We start from the raw sequence: 19,957 nt of genomic DNA, 5'->3' as shown, positions 1-19,957 counted from the left end.
TAAATATATAGTAAAACTCCTTTTTATTATTTAAACCTTTTAATCAAATTATTAATTATAAATGTAAGTACTTGCTCTTGCAAAGCACTTTTAAATTCACTCTTAATATTGATCGCGCTTAAGCTGTTTTTAGAGCTTTTAATATTCAGTTTTATATGTTCTTTATAAATCTGCTTTTGCAAGCTCAAAATTTTTAACTGATTGTCTATTTCGTTAAACGAATTATAGTTATTTGGCATCATTCTTTATAAAATAATATTTAGAAAATTTTCTTAATAAAGGCCCATTAAACTTGTCTCTAAATAAATAAACAAGTATTACAACTAGCACATAAAACAATCCAACAATTAAAAAACCATAAAACGTATTATTTAAAACTTGAGCTAACCTAAAGGCCACAGCAAAAGATATCATTAGTAATGTTATACATACTAAAGCACCTATTACTAATACTTTAGTGACATAGGTAACACCTAACATAAGTACTTTAAAACTTTTAAGCTTAAGGTAATCTTCACTGCTATTTATATAAGCATGAATATTAACATCTGTCTCTAACACGTTTTCTTTTAATTTTTCAAAAGCCATAATTATTATTTTTGAGGCTCCATTTTTTTAAGCTCTTCTAACTTACGTTCTAAGCTAGAAATAATATCTTCTGCCTTACCATTCATATGAGAAATAGTTTCATCTAACTTTTCTTTCATTTCTTCTTTTTTCTCATGTACAGATCTTGTAAGATCCGCTTTAGCATGAGACACACGATCAGAAATATCGTGTTTAGCATCTTCTGCTTTTTGCTTAATTTTTTTTCTTGTTTCGGTTCCTTTATCCGGTGCATATAGCACTCCTATCCCTACTCCTATTGCAACTCCAGCTAGCAAAGCAACTAGTGTGTTTTCCTTATTACTTGACATAATTCTAAATTTTAAAGATTAATAAATTAATTTCTATACTACAAAATTAGGCCAACTAACTCTTAATTAGAATGACCTAGGTCACTGTAATTAAAATTAATAAAAATCTAAAAAAACTTCTATAATGATGTACGTCATTACTTTTTAATCTAGTTCATGTTATTTTAGTGATACAGTAGAAATTATTGTACCAATATTAAATTATAATGAAATCTAAAAGTCAAGAAACAAACCAAAAGCGTGTTTTCTTAAAATCATACCCAAAATTTAAGCAAGTAGAGGACGTATTAAAAACCCTTCAAGAATCCAAAAATAGTAACCTACAAGTATCTATAATTGGTAAGTTTGATGAAGATAGTTTGGATGATCCTAAAAAACTATTTGCTTTAGAAGAAGAAATGGAGATAAAATGTAAGGCCTTGTTTGCACATCCAATAGACTTTGGAATTCTATCAAATCCTGAAATTGGAACCATTTTTATCACAGGATTTCTTGTTTCTATGTTTTTGCAAGAAATAGAACTCAAAAAAATAGGCGCAATGTTAACAGGACCTTACGGTATTTTAAGAGGTTTAGGAATAGATCAAGAAAGATCTACATTTTATTTAAAAGCATTACATCTTGGTAATTATTTAATAATACTTAGAGGCTTCGAAAATGAGTTAAATCAATTTCAGAATAATTTAAAAAAAATGGAGTTAGAAAGGAAAACAGAAAGAAAACCAAAAAGTTTATAAAAGACTTTCAATACCATCAATATTTTAATTGCATTACTACCTAAAATAGGTATACTTCTATATTCTTAAAGAACTATTTACCTTTAATTATATAGCTAAATAAATTGATATTTGAGTTCTGTGAAATGACCTCCAATTGGATTGTTTTTTTCTAATTATGAATTTGCTTTTTATTAAAAACACTTTTTTCTGCTTTATTAATGTTTTCGATACCTTGTAATAAAGCATCTGGATTAAACGAGATACTGTCTATACCTTCGTTAATCAAAAAAGTTGCAAATTCTGGAAAGTCACTAGGTGCCTGACCACACAAACCAATTTTAGTTTTTGTTTTGTTTGCGGAATGGATTGCCATTGAAATCATCTTTTTTGCTGCTTCATCATTTTCGTCAAAGAGCTCTCCCATTAATTGAGAATCTCTATCAATACCCAATGTTAGTTGAGTAAGATCATTGGAGCCTATTGAGAACCCATCAAATATTTCAGCAAATTGTTCCGCCAAAATCACATTACTAGGAATTTCTACCATAGTGTACACTTCTAGTCCGTCTTCACCACGTTTCAACCCATTATTTTCCAAACTGACCAATACTTTTTTACCTTCTTTTATTGTTCTACAAAACGGTACCATTACTTTTAGGTTAGTAAGTCCCATAACCTCACGTACTTTTTTAATTGCCCTACATTCCAATGCAAATCCATCTTTATATAAATCACTATAGTAACGTGACGCTCCTCTAAAACCTAACATTGGATTCTCTTCTTTAGGCTCAAATTGAGCTCCTCCAATTAAATTGGCATATTCATTGGTTTTAAAATCACTTAGCCTTACAATCACTTCTTTAGGATAAAAAGCAGCTGCAATAGTTGCAATACCTTGTGACAACTTATCTACAAAATATTCCGTTTTGTCAGCATATGTTTTAGTAATTTCGATGATCTCTTTTTGTATGGCAACATCATTTATAGCATTAAACTTAACCAAAGCCATAGGATGCACTTTTACCAGATGTGTGATAATGAATTCCATTCGTAACAGTCCTACTCCATTATTTGGGTAAAACGATAGTTGGAATGCATTTTCAGGATCAGCAAGTATCATTTTTGCTTCAGTCTTTGGTAGTTTAATATTTGAAAAATCAATTTCTTTTTTTTCAAAAGCACACTTTCCTTGGTAGATATATCCAGTTTTTCCTTGAGAACAAGTAACCGTAATTATTTCTCCATCCTGTATAGCTTGAGTAGCATCATCACATCCAACAATTGCTGGAACACCCAATTCCCTAGCCACAATAGCAGCATGACTTGTTCTGCCTCCTTTGTTGGTTACTATACCTGCTACTTGTTTTAATAACGGATCCCAATCTGGCGTAATGGTATCTGTCACAATAATAGTGTCTGGCGATAGTTCATCTGCATCTTTTGGGGATTTTATAAGGCGAGCTTTTCCAACAGCTATTTTAGATCCTACTGCATTTCCTTGCGCTAATAATTCTCCTTTTTCTAATAAATTATATTCAATATGGATATTTTTATTTCTTGTTTGATGAACCGTTTCTGGTCGCGCTTGTGTAATAAACAACTCTCCTGATAAACCGTCTTTTGCCCATTCAATGTCCATTGCTTTTTTATAATGGTCTTCTATACATTTTGCCCACTTTGCCATAACAACTACCTCTGCATCTGTTAATACAAATTGTTGCTGTTTATCTTCAGGAGTATCTATATTTATGGTTGCTAAATCATGAGATGATTCCGAATAAATCATTGTTAACTTCTTGTCTCCTAATTTTTTCTGAATGATAGGATACTTATTCGTTTTCAGACTTGGTTTAAAGACATAATATTCGTCTGGACTTACAACACCTTGTACAATGTTTTCACCTAAACCCCAAACACCAGAAAGGTGAATTATATTATTAAAACCAGACTCTGGTTCTATGGTAAAGCCTACTCCAGAGCATCCTTTATCAGAGCGAACCATAAGTTGCACTCCAACAGATAAAGCTATTGTGTCATGCTTAAAACCTTTGTCTTCACGATATTTTATAGCTCGGTTAGTGTATAAAGATGCAATGCATTTTTTTATTGCTTTAAGTAATTCTTCTTCGCCTTTTATATTTAAAAAGGTTTCGTGTTGTCCTGCAAAACTAGCATCTGGCAAGTCTTCAGCTGTGGCACTACTTCTCACAGCGACTGCACAATTGCTTTCTTTACATAAATTTTTATAAGCGGATTTTATTTCTTCTGAAAAATCGACTGAAAAAGTACCGTTTAAAATATAGTTGCGAGCTTGTTCTCCAATCGCTTCTAAATTAGAATAGGATTCTCTATCGAGCTGGGTTAAAAGTACTTTTAAAGTTTCTTGAATCTTATTTTCCTTCAAAAACTCCCAAAAAGCAGCTGAAGTTGTTGCAAATCCATTTGGTACACGAACTCCTTTTGAGGTTAACTTATTATACATCTCTCCTAAAGAAGCATTCTTCCCTCCTACAAGACCTATATCGCTAATCGCAATTTCACTAAACTTTTTGATACGTGATTCCATATTTTTAGTTCTTTAATTTAATCCTAAAAATACCCATTCTGTTTTCTATTCTAAATGACTAAAGTCATTTAGATGTTTTCTTTTATAGAAATATTACCTTGAAAAATTAACATTAACCAGCAATACAGGTATCGACAAATGATTATCCAATGCTTTAAATAAAGGTCTTGGTAGTTCATTGCCAATGTAGTGAGATCTTTCATCAATATAAGCAATGAGGTTGCAGTGTTCATTATTGATAAAGAGATTAATTCCTTTATTTACATTCATACGCATAAGAGTATGGAATGTATATTTTAGTCCTTGGAGAATTGATTCTAGCATTTTTTTATGTTCTAATTGATTGTCGTTTAACTCATGCTCTTTTTTAATATGTAGAATATTTATATTTGGATGATGCAGTTTAGCTATATCAAGTATTTCAGAAAAATTGGTTTCATTTAGTGCTTCTTCATAATTAACAGGAAGTACTATTACTTTTAGACCGCAATATTTGTAATCACAAGGAACTGCCAAAATAGAACATTCCGTAATATATTCCATAACATCTAAAGTCGGTATGTTGTTATTTTCTTCTTCATCCAACATCCCTTTAGCACCAATAACTAGCAGATTTATAGTGTTATTTTTGATGGTGTTTTTTAGGCTATAAAGTAAAGTATTATAACTTGATATCGTTTTGTAAGTATGTTTGGCACTTTTGAAATTAGACTTTAAAGTATTTACTGTTTTTTTTAAACCAGTTTCTGAAATTTTCTTTTCTAATTCATAAGTTTCATTACCTGGCTTTGGGATAAGCGCCTCAATATCTGAAGCATCTTCATCTGATTGAAAGGCATTTAAAATATAGAAATCACAGGCTTGTTGCTCATATAGCTTAATAGCATAATGAATTGCATTTTGCGAATTTTCAGAAAAATCTGTGTAACATAAAATTCTTTTTTTCATTATAAACTAGGATTTATTATTTTTTCAACTCTGAAGTGATAAGTCCCATGCTCCCAATAATAACATTTAACTGAAAGGTATTCACAATATCTTTACCATCGGTATATATCATTTCTATTTTTTGTTCTCCATAAGACAGCGACTTAAAATAGAATGTATACAATGTTTTATCGGAATATGTTTTAATGGTTACTGGTTTTTGTAATTTAACGAGAGTGTTTTCTGAAACTAATTGCCAATAATAATCAGACTTAATATCACCTTGTAATTCAATTTGAAATGAATCATCTTCACTTAATTCTATTGTTGAGCCATCATCATTATAGCTATAAGGTCCTGCACAACGAACTAATGTTAAAGCTAAAATAAATAGTAACGGTTTGAACTTCTTTAAAAAAAAATAAAAATATTTCATAGCGGTAATAGTTATTTATTAATGCAAAAAGGATATTGCACAAAAAAAGGAAGTCAACCAATTAAAGACTTCCTTTTTACATGTAACAAAACACAATGATTGTTGTTAAAATATTGAGCAATAATATTTTATTATTTATATCAGTTTTTTTTCAGTTCTAGGTTTAGTTTTTGATGGACTTTTAAGATTTCTCCTTTTCCATCCATAAAGACCACCTTTTTTTCTTTTCCTTTTGTAATAATTAATTTATAACGTTCTTTTTTCTGTTTGCCAGAATAGTAGTTCATTTTATAGTGATCCTTTGTTATAATCCAACCAGGGAATGCTTTTGCCATAGCATTTCTAACCTCTAAAGTTGGTTCAGTATTTTTAAGATGCTCAACTGAACTTAATAACTTACCTTCCTTATTGTAAGTACTAACTATTTTACTGTTTTTTCCTTTCAAAATCACTTGATAAGTATCATAATCTTCATCAGAATCAATGTTTCTATTTATATACACCTCTTCATCAATGAATTCTATAGGTATTGCATAAAATTCAACCATTTCAAAATCCCCAAAGTCGGTATCGATTGCTTCAATAATGACTACAGGAACTTTCTCTTTTTTAATTTTTGCTTGAAAAAGCACGTCTTGACCATAAGATTGCATTGCCAATCCTATTAAAATTAGGCCTAAAATAATTTTTTTCATTTTTTTAAAATTTTAGATATTAATTAATTTGAAATACTATAGATAGAAATACTTAACTATGAATTATAGAAAAACTTCTAATCTATTAATTATACAGCAAATTTAAAACGATTAGGTCTGAGATAAAATGACCTGAATCAGTTGATGAAATTTTATTGAATTGATTAAATATGTCTTTAAATACCAGCAGTAAATAAAAGTACCAAAAGGAATCTTTTAAAAAAGAAAACTGGGATTTGTAAACACTTTAGTTTTCTTAAAAAAAATTAATTTTACAGCAATCCTAACTAATAGTATTTACATTTTATGAGCCTTACTAACTACTTCAAGCTTTTTATTTAATTGAATAAAAGAATGTCTTCATTGAGCTTTATGAAATAATCATAGATTCGTGTAATATTATTTTCGGACTGACTCAAATCATTTGACATGGCGTGAATTCCAGTTATTTTTGTTTTATATTAATAATTAAATCAATGTATTATGTCAGTTTTAAAAGTAATTGAAGTATTAGGTAATTCTACCGTAAGTTTTGATGATGCGGTTAAAAACGTTGTTGCAGAAGTTTCCAAAACAGTAAAAAACATTAAATCTGTTTACGTAAAAGATATGGAGGCAAAAGTTACTAATAATCAAGTAGTTCAATATCGTGTGACTACAAAAGTGTCTTTTGCTATTATGGATTAGTAGTAATTGAGTATTTATTTATGAAAAGGGTTCCTTAAAGGTAATTTGTCACTGCTTTACTTTTTTAGAATCCTTTTTTAACGTAATAGTTTTCTTTTAAATCAAGTATAAAAGAGTTGACTAAAAAAGTAATTGATATATTCTGAAAATGAAAAATAACATTGAAATATCAGAGGTTAAAAGCCCACAAACCGAGTTTAAAAATAAGTTCAGTTTACGGGAAATGTATCGCGCTTTTGTTTATCTACCAATAGCTATGAAAACAATGATTGGGAATAATAAAAGCCAATTAGTTGATACTGATTTTGCAAAACGTTTACAATTGGCAGTAACGGAAGTAAATGGTTGTGCTATCTGCTCCTATGGACATACTAAAATGGCATTACGTCAAGGCATGAGTGGTGAAGAAATAAGTAGCTTTTTAAGTGGTGAAAATCATTTTATAAAACCAGAAGAAGCTAAAGCAATTATGTTTGCCCAACATTTTGCAGATTCCAGAGGTTTTCCTAAAAAATATGCTTTTGATGTGGTTGTAAAAGAATATGGTGAAAAAGAAACACTTGTCATTCTTTCTGTAATCCAAATAATAACTGTTGGCAATATGCTAGGTATCCCGTTTAGTGCATTTCAATCTAGACTAAAGGGCAAACCGTACAAAGACAGCTCCATGTTATTTGAACTTGGAACGTTAATAACAAGTGCCTTTTTTATTACCAATTGCAATTATTCATGGTCTTTTAAGAGGTTTGATTGGTCTACCAAATATAAGACTAGATAAAAGTACAACAGAGGAACAAAACGGATTTCATAACAAATAAGGTTCTACATTAAATTGCAGATTTACCTCTATATAGAATTGTTTTTTTACAAGCTTTACTTCACCAATAACTCTAATTTCTTTCTAGCATTTTTAATGCGTTTTCCAGAAGTTGAAAAATCTTTCCAAGGATCTTCTATCTGTTCTAGTCTTTTAAAGATATTTTTAATATTACAAAACTGTGCATTCAACTTTTCATCATCTAATTCACTCCAATATATAGGCGTAGCTAAAGGCGCATTTTCTATAGCTCTTACTGAATATGGTGCAACACTTGTTTGCCCATAAGAATTCCTAAGATAGTCTATGTAAAGACGTCCTTCTCGTTTATTTTTACGAATAGCAGTTGTAAATTTAGTTGGATTCTGTATAGCAATATGATTTGATATTGATTTTGCAAAAGTGTGTACTTCATTGAAGTCTTCTTTTTGTTTTAAAGGCACAATAACGTGCAATCCCTTAGAACCTGTTGTCATTAAAAATGATTTAAACCCTAAATCATTTTCTAATAATAGTCTTAAAGCTTTAGCTCCTTCAATCGCTAATGCAAAATCTTCTTTTGGAGGATCCAAATCAAAAATAAGCTTATCTGGATACTCCATATTATCTATTGTACTTAATGAAATATGAAAAGTGATAACATATTGATTAACCAAATAAAGGAGTGTCTCTTTATTATCACAAATTACTTGATTTACCCAGCCACCAACTTTTCTTATGTCTTCAGTTTTTATCCAATCTGGAAAATATTGAGAAGCATTTTTTTGAAAGAAACCATCTTCTGTAATTCCATTTGGGAATCGTTGCATTGTTAAAGGATGACTCTTTAAATAAGGAAGTAAATAATTAGCTATCTTTTCATAATAAGCCATTAAATCATGTTTTATTATTTTAGAATTAGGAAATAAAATTTTATCCTTATGTGTGATTTTTATATTATGATCATCTGTCTTCATAAGATTATGTTTAAAAACCTAAAAGAATGTATTTAAGGTTTTAGTTACATTATAATTAACCATTTAAACAACTTCCAGCTCATTTTTAACTTCAAATACACCTGGCGCAAAATAAGCTGTTTTTCGAGCCTCATCTTTTTCTTTAATTGAATGCACTTTACCTGTAAGTTTTACAGTATGTCCCTCTACATCAACAAAGATATTTTTGGCATCTACATTTGCCATACGCTCAAATGCCTTTTTAATTTTCTCCTTTATTTCAATAGGCTTTACAGCTGGTTTAATAGAAATCTCATTAGTCACTCCATGTACACCTAACAAATCTGCAACTACTTTTCTTGCAGCAGTTTTTTGAAAGTCCCATTCAACTTGTCCAGATAAATAAACCCAACCATTTTCAACTTTCACTTTAACCTCATCTTGTGGAATAGCAGAATTCAATTTTAAGGCATCTACTATTGCCTGAGCAATTTCTCCATCATTTCTTTTGTTATTGTTATGATATTCAACTTTTATATCTTCAGCGACAGCCCGAACACCAGAAACCCTTTTTATGGCTTCCTCTACCGCAATTTTTTTTGCATAGTTATCTACAATACCATTAAGTGTTACCACACCATTTTTTACAATAACACCAATTTGAGTTTCATTAATGTTTGGTTGCCAAGCTAACTCGGCAAGAACATCTTCTTTAATACTTGAATCTGATCTCATAATATTCTAATTTTTTATTAAATATTAAATAATTTATATAAATGTAATTCAGCTAATTAAGATTTTAAATGATGCAAGTCAGTATTCAATATTTTTTTATTAACTGATTTATGTCATTTTATATCAACCTTTAAGTTTACATCTTTACATATAACTTAATTAAGAACTTATATCATGCAAACAAATATTTCTTATTTCCAAAACAAAAAAGAATTCCGTCTTTTCGTAACTAAATCATTTCCGAATTTAATTAAACTAAAAAAAGAAGGAGATCAAACATCTTTTAATGCATTAGTCTTAAAAATAATGCCTCAAATAAGACAGTATGTTAATACACAATTGAATACTGCTATTAGAAAAGGTCATTTCTCTAAAAACAAGTATAAGGCAGATGATATTATAGATCAGCTCTTTATTGAAATTTATGATCATATAGAAGAGGTTAAACATGAAAAAGATTTTTATCTATGGTTATTTAAAATAACCAATTCATTGTTAGATGATATTAAAGTTGAAGAAGAGTTTGATGATTTATTCTTTAAAAACATTGACGACTATTCTAAACCAGAATGGGATGCAATGCAAGAAAAGTATAGCATTGATGGTGGTGGAGATTTACTATTGATTGAAGAATTAGAAGACATGTCTTACAATCATAATGACTATACTTTAAACCATGTGTTTATTGAGAATGACGAAAAAGATTTGGTTAAAAAAATAGATAAAGACTTAAAGGACGAAAATGTTAAAAATCATATTGCTATGGTACTACACAATTTACCAAATGCCATGCGAAATGTTTTTGAATTGTCTATAAATCAAGAACTAAGTCTAGAAGAAATTGCACAAATAAGAAACAATACTGTAGACGAAGTTGAACAACTTTTAAAGGATGCAAAAAAGGCTTTACAACTCAGTCTTTTTAATAGATATTCTACAAATGAATAATCTCCTTTCGTAAATAAATTAGAAAAATTAATTAAAACATATAATTATGAATACAGCAACTTCAAATCCAAAAACGCAATATTTATTAGGTGCAGGACTAGATGTTTTGCACTTTGAAAGCAGAGAATGGCTAGACACCATAGGCTTCTGGAAGGATGAAATTAGATTTTTTAGTGATTTATTAAAGAAAAAAGAAGCTTCAGAAAAAAACAATTCAGAATATGAAAGCATGCTAAAAAACTTAGATAAAATCCACACAGATTTGTTTAATGATTTAAGAGAGAGTATTGTTGAACACGAGCAATTATTATCAAAAATTGAATTGAGAGAAAAAGGATTATCTGATAATAATTACAGAGAAAAACATCGTCATCTTTTATCAAGAATGAACACGTTTACAAATGATTTTAAATCTTTTAAAAGAATTGTTTTTGACTATGCAAAAGGTCTATAACTTATCCTGCTACTGAAGAAATGCATTCTGGTTTAAACGCAATTTCTTCAGTAGTTATTTTTTTTAAAATACAAAAACACAACTACTATGGAATTATTAATATATACTAAAACATATAATGAGGCTGATGCGATTCATAATTTTATGGACATGTACAACAGTTTACATATGACACATCTAGCCAGTGATCTTTTAAAAAAAGGATTATCTCCTGACCAAATTAAAGATGCAGTAGCAACAGCCATTAAAATTGCAAAAACTTCTGGTATTGAGACAAATAAACATTTTATGCCTGTATATAGTGGAATAAATGAAGAAATTATTCAAGATTGTAAACTATCACATTTAGGGTATGGATTAGTAATAATGAATGCAGATAAAAGTTTACCACTCGTAGGAAGCTTTCAAGTAGATGTTTTGAAAGAATTTCTTAATGAGTTGCATTAAAAAATCAAGTGCTCTACAAAGTGATTTCAAGACTAATTGGACAATGATCTGATCCATAGTATTCCGGTAGTATTTGTGTCGATTTTATTTTATCAATTAGAGAATTACTTACCAAAAAATAATCAATCCTCCACCCTGTATTTCGTTCTCTAGATTTAAAACGATAGTTCCAAAACGTATACGCAACTGTATCTGGATGTAACAATCTATAGCTATCTACAAATCCCGATTTGATAAAACTATCCATTCCATCAATTTCAGTTTGAGTATAACCTGCTGTTTTATTGTAATTAGATTTATCATTTTTTAAATCTATTGGTTGATGCGCTACATTAAAATCACCACAAACAATAACAGGTTTACTTTTCTCCAAATTTTTTAAATACTTCAAAAAATCAGCATCCCATTGTTGTCTATAATCTAAACGATCTAATTTTTGCCCAGAATTAGGCACATAAACATTTACTAAATAAAAATCATCATATTCTGCACATTGTATTCTACCTTCAGTATCATGTTCTGAAATATTGATATCATTGATAACAGATAACGGTTTAGTTTTACTCAAAATAGCTGTTCCAGAATATCCTTTTTTTTCTGCGGAATTAAAATACTGTTTATATCCACTTATTGGTAATAAGGCTTTTTCGACTTCATTATCCTGAGCTTTAGTTTCCTGTAAACACAAAATATCTGGATTTAATTTTTCTAAAGATTCAAAAAAATCTTTTTTCACTATGGCTCTTATACCATTTACATTCCAAGACACAATTTTCATATAGTATATTTATTAGGACTCAATCAACAACTTCTAATTCGTTTTTTACTCTATAGATTCCACGTTAAAAACAAGTAGTTTTCTGAGCCATTTCCTTTCTTTTAGAGACTATAATTTTCTATTTGATTTTAACGCATTTATAACAACTCCAACACTAACTCCTTCTTTTACAATATCTTCGGAAAGTTTAAATCTTTAACAATTTTTCTTCTAAAAGTGAAGTATCCCAGTCTAATTTTTCTAAAACAGCTCTACTAATCTATATATCCATTTTCTGAAAATACTTATAAAATTGGAATTGAATATCTCAATCAATTGCTTCTATACCATTAGATCTTAGTACTATTTTTCTGTTCTTTTTCGTTTGTTCCATTTTACTACTTCATACCAAATTACAGCTAAAAAACCTGTTACCACACTAATTAATAGCTGAACAAGGTTTAAAGCTTCAAATTTAAAGAATTTTGTAAATGGTGCTATAAAAAGTAATGATGCTGTAATAGTAATGGTGATACCAATAATCAATGGGACCAAATTATTTTTATATTTTAAGGTAGTCAAAATTGAATAATAAAAAGAACGGTTGACCAAAGTTAAAAATATATTAGCAGCAATTAAAGTAGTAAAAACCATACTACGCGTAAGTGACTCGCTATAATTATTTTGTATGGCATATTGATATACAATAAGCACTCCCAAAGTAATCATTAGACCTTGCACGATACTAGTCATTAACTCTTTTCCGTTAAAAAACGTAACTGTAAACGGACGAGGTTTTTGAAGCATCGTATTTTTTTCTATCGGCTCATTTTCATAAATAATAGAGCAAGTTGGACCCATAATCAATTCTAAAAAAATAATATGGATTGGAGAAAATATATTTGGATACGCCCAACCCAAGGCTAAAGGAATAAAAACAGTTAAAATAATAGGGATATGAATAGATATAATATATTGAATTGCTTTTTTTAGATTGGCATAAATTCGTCTTCCCATTGCAATAGCATCTACCATTTTTGATAGATCATCGTCCAATAAAATCAAAGATGCTGCTTGTTTGGCAATTTCGGTACCTTTTTTACCCATAGCGATTCCAATATGCGCTGCTTTTAAAGCAGGTCCATCATTAACACCATCGCCAGTCATGGCTACAATTTCATTATTGGCTTTTAAAGCATTGATGATTTTTAGTTTCGCTTGCGGAAACATTCTTGTAAATATTGTGGTGTCTTCTACCTTTTGCTGTAATTCAGTTTCATTAAGTAGCATTAATTCGTCGCCAGATATACTTTTATCAAAACCTTTAAACCTAATTTCTTTGGCAATTGCTTTAGTGGTTAATGCATTATCACCAGTAATAATTTTAACCTTTATTCCAGCCAAACTGAAATCTTCTAAGACTGATGCTATATTTTTCTTTGGCGGATCGTAAAAAGCAACGATTCCCTTAAATTCAAAATCAAAATCTTGCTGTTTCTCCGGATAATTGTCTCCTTTAAAATGAGTTTCAGCCACACCCAGTACACGATACCCTTCTGCTGTTATTGTTTTAATAGCTTTATTTATATGCTCTTTTTCAATAGTTGAAAGATTTGAAATCGCAATTAAGGCTTCTGGTGCTCCTTTTGCTGCAATGATTCTTTTCCCTTGATTATTTTCAAACACATGTGTCATCATAGGCGGTTTTCCTCCTAAAGGATATTCATGCACAAGCTTGACTTTGGAACGTTCATCTATTTGGTTAGTGTTTTTATAAGCGCTATGCAACGCTATTTCCATAGGATCAAAAGGAATAGGTTCACTTGCCCACATGGATACTCTAATCAGTTCCTTTTCTATAGGACCTAAATTTTCATCAATTTTGAATACTTTATCAGAAGATACCGTATAAAGTCTAGCGAGACTCATTCTATTTTCAGTAATAGTACCTGTTTTATCAGTACAAATAACAGTAGCACTACCTAAAGTTTCAACGGTTTTTATTTGTTTAACAATAACGCCCAATTTCATCAAACGCCATGATCCCAAAGCCATAAACGTGGTAAAAGCTACTGGAATTTCCTCTGGCAAAATACTCATAGCCAAGGTTAATGCTTTAAGCAAACTATCTAATATATTATAAGAATGAAAATAATTTATTGCCCAAACAATTATAAAAACAACAGCTCCAACGATAGCCATTTTTTTTACAAAATTGTTAATCTGTAATTCTAAAGGTGTTTTTTCTTTTTGTATTCCTTCTAAGCTTTTTCCTATTTTACCTAATTGCGTTTCATTTCCTATAGCAGTAACCGTAACAATTGCCAATCCGCCTGAAACCAATGTACCTTGATACACTTGATGATCTGCTTTTGTTTTATCTTTATAAACAGATAAAGATTCTCCAGTTAGAATAGATTCATTTACTGAGAAATCATTGGAGTGTACAATAATACCATCTGCAGCGACAGTACCTCCTTCTTCCACGATAAGACTATCTCCAACAACTAATAATTCACTTATTATTTCTTCGGTTTTGCCATTACGAATGACTTTGCATTTGGGCTCTGAAAAAGTTTTTAGTTTTTCTAAAGCATTCCGGCTTCTAGAATCTTGGTATAAAGAAATAGCAGCGACAAGTATTGTCGCTGAGGTAAGGAAAATACCATCTCCAAAATTTCCACTAATAAAGTAAATCGTAGATGCAACCAATAGTAAAATAACCATCGGCTCTTTTACTAAACTTTTAATAGCTTCAAAATAGTAATACTCTTTTTTAGCCTCCAATTTATTATAACCATATTTTGAACGTGCCTCCAGCACTTCTTTATTGGTCAACCCTGTTATATTAAAATTATTTGTTTGCATTAAAAATTATGGAATAGTGATTTTCTTGAAATTTAATACATTAGTTTTTAAAATTTAGATATTCTCATACTAAACCTTCAATCAAATGATTAATCGTACACCACCCAATTCTTCAATTTTGTAAGGAAAATGATCTCCAGGTGAACCGATAAACATAAAATTGATTGGAATGCTCCATTCTTTTGATAATTTGGTAATTAATTCTGGACCGAAATTAGCATCTAGTTCTATAAACTCGATTTTAATTAATGGATATTCTCTATCCACAACATCTATATCGTTCCTAAATTGCTCTGTAATCAGGTTACCATTTTTTGTCGCAGTCACAACTTTCAATCTTTTTGTGTGTTCATTTTTCTGAATATACAGGAGCACTTTATTTAGTGTTTCTACATCATCATCTTTAGTAAAATAAACAAACTCCTGAGAATTAATAGTATCAATTACCTTCAATATTTTACTATCTGTTTTCATTACAAAACTACGAACCGGATCAAAAACCGTATGGATTATTTTTAACAGCACTTTTAATAAAAGGGTTCTATTCAGCATTATCGTTGTGAAAATAATGGCAGGAATAAAATAATCTAAAAAGACGGTTACATTACTTGCGCTACCCTCTATTGGTGGCATAACAATATTACCTATCAACGCTATGATTACAGCAGTAATAGCTACAAGTATCGCCATCCAACTTGCTTTTTCAGGACGTGGTAAACTGTTTCGTTTCACTTTAAGAAGTACATTCCCTATTCCAAATAATGCCATTACAGATAAAAAAGAAATGGTATAAACACCAGCCAACAGTTTAACATCACCTTTAGTGATCAGTAAAACAGAAATAGTTAAGATTAGGAAAACAAGTATAATACGATAAGAACTTCCCCTTTTATTTTTCTTTAAAAAAAACTGCGGTAAAATTCTATCTAAAGCCATACGTTCTAACAATCCAGAAACGCCAACAAAACTTGTTAATACTGCTCCACTAAGCACCAAAAACGCATCAATACTTATTAAAATAGCCAGCCAATTGCCTCCAACATGTGATGCCATTTCTATTAAGAGTGTGTTTTGATACGCGTCACTTTGTAATAATGGTATTGCAAATAATGACAGTGCAAATAATGCAGTCAACGGATTTAATACGCTAACTACAATCCACATGTTTTTTAGTGTTTTAGGAAACACACCTTTTTCTTGTTCTTCAACAAAATTCGCTGAGCTTTCAAATCCTGAAACCCCTAACATGGATGCAGCAAAACCAAGAAAAATGGCTTTAGTGATACTTCCGGAAGTCGTTGGAAAATGCCAGTTTTCTAAAAATAAGCCAATCCCATTATTAATCAAGAAGAAAATAATAAAACCACTTAATACAGCAAAAGAGAGTAAGTGAAACAGAAAAATCCCAATAGCTACTTTGGATGATTCTGAAACACCTATAATCGTTAGCACTCCAAAAAAACTAAGAAGACTTATGGTTGCTATTATTATAGAAATTCCAGGTACTAAATGATGCAGATAATGAATGGCTTCGTTAGCTGAAATAACAGCAGTAGCCATATAAGACAACAAAGTTAATGTTGCTGCAAAAGAAGCCATAAATTTACTTGTTGTGTTTAATAACGCATTGTAAGCACCACCATTTAATGGTAATGCACCTACCACTTCTCCATAAATTTTTCTAAATAAAAAGAGAACCAAAGACACGATAAGTAATGTAATCCATGCATATTGCCCAGCAAAAGCGATAGCCAAAGCAGATACATATAACACGGATGAACTAATATCATTTCCACAAATAGCAGTTGCTGCCAATTCGCTTAGTTTTTTATGTTTTTTCATAAGTACTTGTACATATGATCTACTTATCCCTTTGTTTAAGTATTAATTAAAATGAGTTGCTATTTATTTTAAAAAATCTAGTGCTTTATATGCTGGATCCGGATATTTATAAAAACCTTCTCCTGTTGAAACACCTAATCTATTTTTATCTATAAAATTTTCTTTTAGGTATTTTACGGTTTTTATTTTTAAGGGATCATTAGTTTTCTCTGCTGCAATTTTATCAATATTATAAGCTGTTGTAATACCGACAACATCAAGGATAGCAAAAGGCCCTAAAGGTGCTCCAGTTGCTTTCATCCACGTTTTATCTATAGTCTGTACATCTGCAACCTCATTTACTAATAAGTTTGTAGCTGCACTTAATAAGGGCACTAATAAAGAATTAAGAATATATCCTGGCTGCTCTTTATGAAGTGGCAATGCCAACATACCAATAGCTTTCGCAAAAGCTACTACATCTTTAAAAACTTTTGGATCTGTAGTCGCATGACCCATAATTTCTGCTGTATTATGAATCCAAATGGTATTTGCAAAATGTAAGGCTAAAAATTTGTTAGGACGTCCTGTTGCTTCTGCAAATTGACTGGGTAAAAGTGTCGAAGAATTTGTTGCAAACACCGTTTTTTCGGGTGCTACTTTCGCTAATTTATTGTAAAATTCTATTTTTATTTTTGGGTTTTCTGGAACCGCTTCAATTAGTAAATCTGCATTTTTTACAGCTTCAGCAAGATTTGAAGTATAGCTTAAATTTTGACGCGTTTTATCTAGCTGTTCTTGTGTTGCGCTTAAATCTTTTTTAAAGGCTTCACACATGGTATTAAATTTTGCTTTTGCTTTTTCCAAAACAGCATCATTAATATCATAAACGGTTACATTAAATCCATGAAATGCGGTTTGAAAGGCGATTTGATATCCTAAAACACCGCTTCCTGCTATGGTTACATTTTTATAATTCATTTTAATAATTTTCATTTGTTTTTATAAATAGATTGGGTAATAGTCAACTTCCAATTGATTGATAACATTAGTTATTCCTGGTGCTTTATAAGCTACAATTTCTGCATCATCTTTTTCCTTTATAGAATGCACTGTTCCACTTAGTGTTAACTCCTGATTATTGATACTAACAGTAATATTTTTAGCATCAATATTTGCTGAGCGCTCAAACGCTTTTTTAATTTGATGTTCTACGTTTACAGGAGTTGCTTTCGGCTTTAATTGAATGTTATTGATGACTTCTTTTACACCATATAAATGTTCAATGGTTCTTTTTACAAAATCCTTTTGATAAGCCCATTCTAATTCTCCTGTTAAATAGATTTTCCCATCTTCAACCTCAACTATAATTTGTTCAGAAGGTACAGAAGCATTCCATTCTAAAGCACTAATTGCTGCTTTTGCAATTTCTATATCAGAGTGTTTATCGCTATCTGTATATTTTACTTTAATTTCTTCTGCAACCGCTTTTACTCCAGCTACACGTTTAACAGCGTTTTCAATACTGATCTTTTTTGGTAAGTCACTTACAATTCCGGAGAGTGTTACAATACCATTGTTTACGATTACACCAATTTGGGTTTCATCGATATTTGGTTGCCACGATAATTCTTCTAAAACGTCGTTTTTAATTTCTAAATCCGTTTTCATAATACATACATTTTAAATTGTGTAATCCTTAATTCAGTATAAAATTACTGCAGTAAATTACAATATTTACTGACCCAAGTCAGTGTCAAAAAAAATCACCCTAGCACATAAAATGTATTAGGGTGATTTTCTATAAGACAACATTATTTTTGTTTCTTATAAATTCTAAAAAATTAATACTCAACTTCTAACTCATTATCAACGCTCCATACTCCTGGTGCATAATAAGCTGTTCGTCTTGCATCATCTTTTTCTTTTAACGAATGTACTTTACCTGTCAATTTAACGTTATGACCTTCAGTCTTTACAGTAATGCCTTTAGAATCAATATCTGCAGAACGTTCAAATGCTTTTTTAATTTTATTTTTAATATCTTCGGCTTCCACTGTATTTTTTAATGTAATATTATTTACTACATATTTTACACTTGGTAAGTTTTCAACCGCTTTTTTAGCAGCATTTTTTTCAAAATCCCACATCACTTCTCCAGAAAGATATACCCAACCATCTTCAACTTTAACATCAATTTTGTTTGAAGGCACTGAAATGTTCCATTTTAAAGCGTTAACTGCAGCTGTGGCTATTTCTGTATCTGATTTGTGTGAAGAACTACCGTACTGCACTTCAATCTCTTCGGCTACAGCCTTAACACCAACGACACTTTTAACTGCTTTTTCTGCTTCACGTTTTTTAACATAACTATCTACAGTTCCTGTTAGTGTTACAATGCCATCTTTTACAACAACACCAATTTGAGTTTCATCAATACTTGGTTGCCATTCTAATTCGTCTAAGATGTCTTCTTTAATACTTAAATCTGTTCTCATAATTTCTATGATTTAAATTAAACAATAATTATACACCAAAGATATTATGATTGTAAAGCACTAACACTGACCTACATCAGTCTAATTATTATTTCTGAAAATTTTAACACAGTGGACTATTTTATGGGTTGCTATTTTTATTTAACTAAAAAACCCAAACAGTATACATACCGTCTGGGTTTTTAAATAAGATGCATTTATAAATTTATAATGCTTACTTTAAATGTGATCTTAACATCCAAGCTGTCTTTTCGTGCTGTTCCATAAGTCCAGTAAGGTAGTCACTAATACCATCAGCTTGCCATTTATCTGCAATAGGTTTTATTTCTTCTCTAAGGAAAATAATAATGCTTTCGTGATCTTCCAGCAATTCTGCGAAGATACTTTGACTATCATTTTTACCTTTTGTTTTTTCAGTAAGATGCGTTAATTGTGAATATTTTTCTAAAGTTGCAGGTACATAGTGACCTATCATACGTATTTTTTCTGCTACAGTATCAACAACGTCTTGTTGTTCTTCGTATAAGGTTTCCAAATAAACATGTACAGAATGAAAATCTGGACCTTCAATGTTCCAGTGGAAATTTAGAGTTTTTGAATACAATACAAATTCGTCTGCTAATATCTTTGATAATTGGTCTGCTATAGCTTGTCTGTTTTCTGCTGAAATCCCAATGTTAGGCTTTTTCATTTTATATAATTTTAAATTAATAATTATATAAAGGTATTG

Annotated in this window: 22 protein-coding genes; 6 read left to right on the top strand and 16 right to left on the bottom strand. The window is 30.3% G+C overall.

The window, feature by feature from the left end:
- Positions 1–26 precede the first annotated feature (26 nt).
- From IM744_RS20895 to IM744_RS08795, 3 genes are read right to left on the bottom strand one after another with little or no spacing between them, the layout of a single operon-like run.
- The gene (locus IM744_RS20895) at positions 27–239 is read right to left on the bottom strand and encodes a DUF6327 family protein (RefSeq protein ID WP_394354979.1); all 213 of its coding nucleotides are present in this window, start codon (positions 237–239) and stop codon (positions 27–29) included.
- The gene (locus tag IM744_RS08800) at positions 229–588 is read right to left on the bottom strand and encodes a hypothetical protein (protein ID WP_194507755.1); all 360 of its coding nucleotides are present in this window, start codon (positions 586–588) and stop codon (positions 229–231) included. Before IM744_RS08800 ends, IM744_RS20895 begins: the two co-directional genes overlap by 11 nt.
- 5 nt (positions 589–593) lie before the next feature.
- Entirely contained in the window at positions 594–917 is a 324-nt protein-coding gene (locus IM744_RS08795; protein ID WP_194507754.1) for a YtxH domain-containing protein, read from the bottom strand.
- 206 nt (positions 918–1,123) lie between these two features.
- On the opposite strand from IM744_RS08795, the gene IM744_RS08790 reads away from it, so the two are divergent.
- The gene (locus IM744_RS08790; protein WP_194507753.1) at positions 1,124–1,654 is read left to right on the top strand and encodes a hypothetical protein; all 531 of its coding nucleotides are present in this window, start codon (positions 1,124–1,126) and stop codon (positions 1,652–1,654) included.
- A 151-nt stretch (positions 1,655–1,805) separates the two neighbouring features.
- Here the strand turns inward: IM744_RS08790 and ppsA are convergent, their stop codons facing one another.
- The 4 genes from ppsA to IM744_RS08770 all read right to left on the bottom strand — a co-directional run bounded on the left by ppsA (position 1,806) and on the right by IM744_RS08770 (position 6,260).
- Complete coding sequence (ppsA, locus tag IM744_RS08785; protein ID WP_194507752.1) at positions 1,806–4,202, bottom strand: phosphoenolpyruvate synthase; 2,397 nt, start codon at positions 4,200–4,202, stop codon at positions 1,806–1,808.
- Positions 4,203–4,295: 93 nt separating this feature from the next.
- Entirely contained in the window at positions 4,296–5,150 is an 855-nt protein-coding gene (locus IM744_RS08780; protein WP_194507751.1) for a universal stress protein, read from the bottom strand.
- Positions 5,151–5,166: 16 nt separating this feature from the next.
- A complete protein-coding gene (locus tag IM744_RS08775) occupies positions 5,167–5,565 on the bottom strand; it encodes a protease inhibitor I42 family protein (protein WP_194507750.1) in 399 nt (132 codons plus the stop codon).
- A 140-nt stretch (positions 5,566–5,705) separates the two neighbouring features.
- Positions 5,706–6,260 carry a hypothetical protein gene (locus IM744_RS08770; protein ID WP_194507749.1) on the bottom strand — a complete coding sequence of 185 codons (555 nt, stop codon included), beginning with the start codon at positions 6,258–6,260 and terminating at the stop codon, positions 5,706–5,708.
- Between the two features lie 483 nt (positions 6,261–6,743).
- Here IM744_RS08770 and IM744_RS08765 point away from each other — a divergent pair, with 483 nt between their 5' ends.
- Together IM744_RS08765 and IM744_RS08760 are read left to right on the top strand one after the other, a co-directional pair.
- Positions 6,744–6,947, top strand: coding sequence for a dodecin family protein (locus IM744_RS08765; protein WP_194507748.1), 204 nt, complete (start codon positions 6,744–6,746; stop codon positions 6,945–6,947).
- 256 nt (positions 6,948–7,203) lie between these two features.
- Positions 7,204–7,725: a carboxymuconolactone decarboxylase family protein gene (locus tag IM744_RS08760; protein ID WP_194507747.1), complete on the top strand. Its 522-nt coding sequence runs from the start codon at positions 7,204–7,206 to the stop codon at positions 7,723–7,725.
- A 95-nt stretch (positions 7,726–7,820) separates the two neighbouring features.
- On the opposite strand, the gene ligD is transcribed toward IM744_RS08760, so the two are convergent.
- Positions 7,821–8,720, bottom strand: a complete 900-nt coding sequence (ligD, locus tag IM744_RS08755) for a non-homologous end-joining DNA ligase (RefSeq protein ID WP_194507746.1) — start codon at positions 8,718–8,720, stop codon at positions 7,821–7,823.
- Between the two features lie 63 nt (positions 8,721–8,783).
- Positions 8,784–9,434: a BON domain-containing protein gene (locus IM744_RS08750; RefSeq protein WP_194507745.1), complete on the bottom strand. Its 651-nt coding sequence runs from the start codon at positions 9,432–9,434 to the stop codon at positions 8,784–8,786.
- A 174-nt stretch (positions 9,435–9,608) separates the two neighbouring features.
- Between IM744_RS08750 and IM744_RS08745 the strand changes: the two genes are divergently transcribed.
- From IM744_RS08745 to IM744_RS08735, 3 genes are all read left to right on the top strand, one after another.
- Positions 9,609–10,382: an RNA polymerase sigma factor gene (locus IM744_RS08745; protein WP_194507744.1), complete on the top strand. Its 774-nt coding sequence runs from the start codon at positions 9,609–9,611 to the stop codon at positions 10,380–10,382.
- A 46-nt stretch (positions 10,383–10,428) separates the two neighbouring features.
- Positions 10,429–10,836, top strand: a complete 408-nt coding sequence (locus tag IM744_RS08740; RefSeq protein WP_194507743.1) for a hypothetical protein — start codon at positions 10,429–10,431, stop codon at positions 10,834–10,836.
- A gap of 87 nt (positions 10,837–10,923) precedes the next feature.
- The gene (locus IM744_RS08735; protein WP_194507742.1) at positions 10,924–11,283 is read left to right on the top strand and encodes a hypothetical protein; all 360 of its coding nucleotides are present in this window, start codon (positions 10,924–10,926) and stop codon (positions 11,281–11,283) included.
- A gap of 13 nt (positions 11,284–11,296) precedes the next feature.
- Here IM744_RS08735 and IM744_RS08730 read toward each other — a convergent pair whose 3' ends face one another.
- From IM744_RS08730 to IM744_RS08700, 7 genes are all read right to left on the bottom strand, one after another.
- Positions 11,297–12,061: an exodeoxyribonuclease III gene (locus IM744_RS08730; protein ID WP_194507741.1), complete on the bottom strand. Its 765-nt coding sequence runs from the start codon at positions 12,059–12,061 to the stop codon at positions 11,297–11,299.
- Positions 12,062–12,403: 342 nt separating this feature from the next.
- Positions 12,404–14,908 (bottom strand): cation-translocating P-type ATPase, encoded by a 2,505-nt coding sequence (locus IM744_RS08725; RefSeq protein ID WP_194507740.1) that lies wholly within the window; start codon positions 14,906–14,908, stop codon positions 12,404–12,406.
- Between the two features lie 81 nt (positions 14,909–14,989).
- Entirely contained in the window at positions 14,990–16,750 is a 1,761-nt protein-coding gene (locus IM744_RS08720) for an APC family permease (RefSeq protein ID WP_194507739.1), read from the bottom strand.
- Positions 16,751–16,813: 63 nt separating this feature from the next.
- Positions 16,814–17,710 carry a 3-hydroxyacyl-CoA dehydrogenase gene (locus tag IM744_RS08715; RefSeq protein ID WP_194507963.1) on the bottom strand — a complete coding sequence of 299 codons (897 nt, stop codon included), beginning with the start codon at positions 17,708–17,710 and terminating at the stop codon, positions 16,814–16,816.
- 21 nt (positions 17,711–17,731) lie between these two features.
- The gene (locus IM744_RS08710; RefSeq protein WP_194507738.1) at positions 17,732–18,400 is read right to left on the bottom strand and encodes a BON domain-containing protein; all 669 of its coding nucleotides are present in this window, start codon (positions 18,398–18,400) and stop codon (positions 17,732–17,734) included.
- A 173-nt stretch (positions 18,401–18,573) separates the two neighbouring features.
- Positions 18,574–19,227 (bottom strand): BON domain-containing protein, encoded by a 654-nt coding sequence (locus IM744_RS08705; protein ID WP_194507737.1) that lies wholly within the window; start codon positions 19,225–19,227, stop codon positions 18,574–18,576.
- Between the two features lie 214 nt (positions 19,228–19,441).
- Positions 19,442–19,918 (bottom strand): Dps family protein, encoded by a 477-nt coding sequence (locus IM744_RS08700; protein WP_194507736.1) that lies wholly within the window; start codon positions 19,916–19,918, stop codon positions 19,442–19,444.
- Between the last annotated feature and the right edge of the window lie 39 nt (positions 19,919–19,957).

Source organism: Psychroserpens luteus, from assembly GCF_015319355.1.
Taxonomy (GTDB): Bacteria; Bacteroidota; Bacteroidia; order Flavobacteriales; family Flavobacteriaceae; genus Psychroserpens; species Psychroserpens luteus.
Note: the sequence above shows the minus strand (reverse complement) of the source record. Positions and strands in the feature narration are given on the sequence as shown.

What these genes read in the sequence shown, in the direction of transcription:
- IM744_RS20895 (WP_394354979.1), bottom strand. Translation starts at nt 239, where the DNA reads ATGCCAAATAACTATAATTCGTTTAACGAAATAGACAATCAGTTAAAA.
- IM744_RS08800 (WP_194507755.1), bottom strand. Translation starts at nt 588, where the DNA reads ATGGCTTTTGAAAAATTAAAAGAAAACGTGTTAGAGACAGATGTTAAT.
- IM744_RS08795 (WP_194507754.1), bottom strand. Translation starts at nt 917, where the DNA reads ATGTCAAGTAATAAGGAAAACACACTAGTTGCTTTGCTAGCTGGAGTT.
- IM744_RS08790 (WP_194507753.1), top strand. Translation starts at nt 1,124, where the DNA reads ATGAAATCTAAAAGTCAAGAAACAAACCAAAAGCGTGTTTTCTTAAAA.
- ppsA (WP_194507752.1), bottom strand. Translation starts at nt 4,202, where the DNA reads ATGGAATCACGTATCAAAAAGTTTAGTGAAATTGCGATTAGCGATATA.
- IM744_RS08780 (WP_194507751.1), bottom strand. Translation starts at nt 5,150, where the DNA reads ATGAAAAAAAGAATTTTATGTTACACAGATTTTTCTGAAAATTCGCAA.
- IM744_RS08775 (WP_194507750.1), bottom strand. Translation starts at nt 5,565, where the DNA reads ATGAAATATTTTTATTTTTTTTTAAAGAAGTTCAAACCGTTACTATTT.
- IM744_RS08770 (WP_194507749.1), bottom strand. Translation starts at nt 6,260, where the DNA reads ATGAAAAAAATTATTTTAGGCCTAATTTTAATAGGATTGGCAATGCAA.
- IM744_RS08765 (WP_194507748.1), top strand. Translation starts at nt 6,744, where the DNA reads ATGTCAGTTTTAAAAGTAATTGAAGTATTAGGTAATTCTACCGTAAGT.
- IM744_RS08760 (WP_194507747.1), top strand. Translation starts at nt 7,204, where the DNA reads ATGAAAACAATGATTGGGAATAATAAAAGCCAATTAGTTGATACTGAT.
- ligD (WP_194507746.1), bottom strand. Translation starts at nt 8,720, where the DNA reads ATGAAGACAGATGATCATAATATAAAAATCACACATAAGGATAAAATT.
- IM744_RS08750 (WP_194507745.1), bottom strand. Translation starts at nt 9,434, where the DNA reads ATGAGATCAGATTCAAGTATTAAAGAAGATGTTCTTGCCGAGTTAGCT.
- IM744_RS08745 (WP_194507744.1), top strand. Translation starts at nt 9,609, where the DNA reads ATGCAAACAAATATTTCTTATTTCCAAAACAAAAAAGAATTCCGTCTT.
- IM744_RS08740 (WP_194507743.1), top strand. Translation starts at nt 10,429, where the DNA reads ATGAATACAGCAACTTCAAATCCAAAAACGCAATATTTATTAGGTGCA.
- IM744_RS08735 (WP_194507742.1), top strand. Translation starts at nt 10,924, where the DNA reads ATGGAATTATTAATATATACTAAAACATATAATGAGGCTGATGCGATT.
- IM744_RS08730 (WP_194507741.1), bottom strand. Translation starts at nt 12,061, where the DNA reads ATGAAAATTGTGTCTTGGAATGTAAATGGTATAAGAGCCATAGTGAAA.
- IM744_RS08725 (WP_194507740.1), bottom strand. Translation starts at nt 14,908, where the DNA reads ATGCAAACAAATAATTTTAATATAACAGGGTTGACCAATAAAGAAGTG.
- IM744_RS08720 (WP_194507739.1), bottom strand. Translation starts at nt 16,750, where the DNA reads ATGAAAAAACATAAAAAACTAAGCGAATTGGCAGCAACTGCTATTTGT.
- IM744_RS08715 (WP_194507963.1), bottom strand. Translation starts at nt 17,710, where the DNA reads ATGAATTATAAAAATGTAACCATAGCAGGAAGCGGTGTTTTAGGATAT.
- IM744_RS08710 (WP_194507738.1), bottom strand. Translation starts at nt 18,400, where the DNA reads ATGAAAACGGATTTAGAAATTAAAAACGACGTTTTAGAAGAATTATCG.
- IM744_RS08705 (WP_194507737.1), bottom strand. Translation starts at nt 19,227, where the DNA reads ATGAGAACAGATTTAAGTATTAAAGAAGACATCTTAGACGAATTAGAA.
- IM744_RS08700 (WP_194507736.1), bottom strand. Translation starts at nt 19,918, where the DNA reads ATGAAAAAGCCTAACATTGGGATTTCAGCAGAAAACAGACAAGCTATA.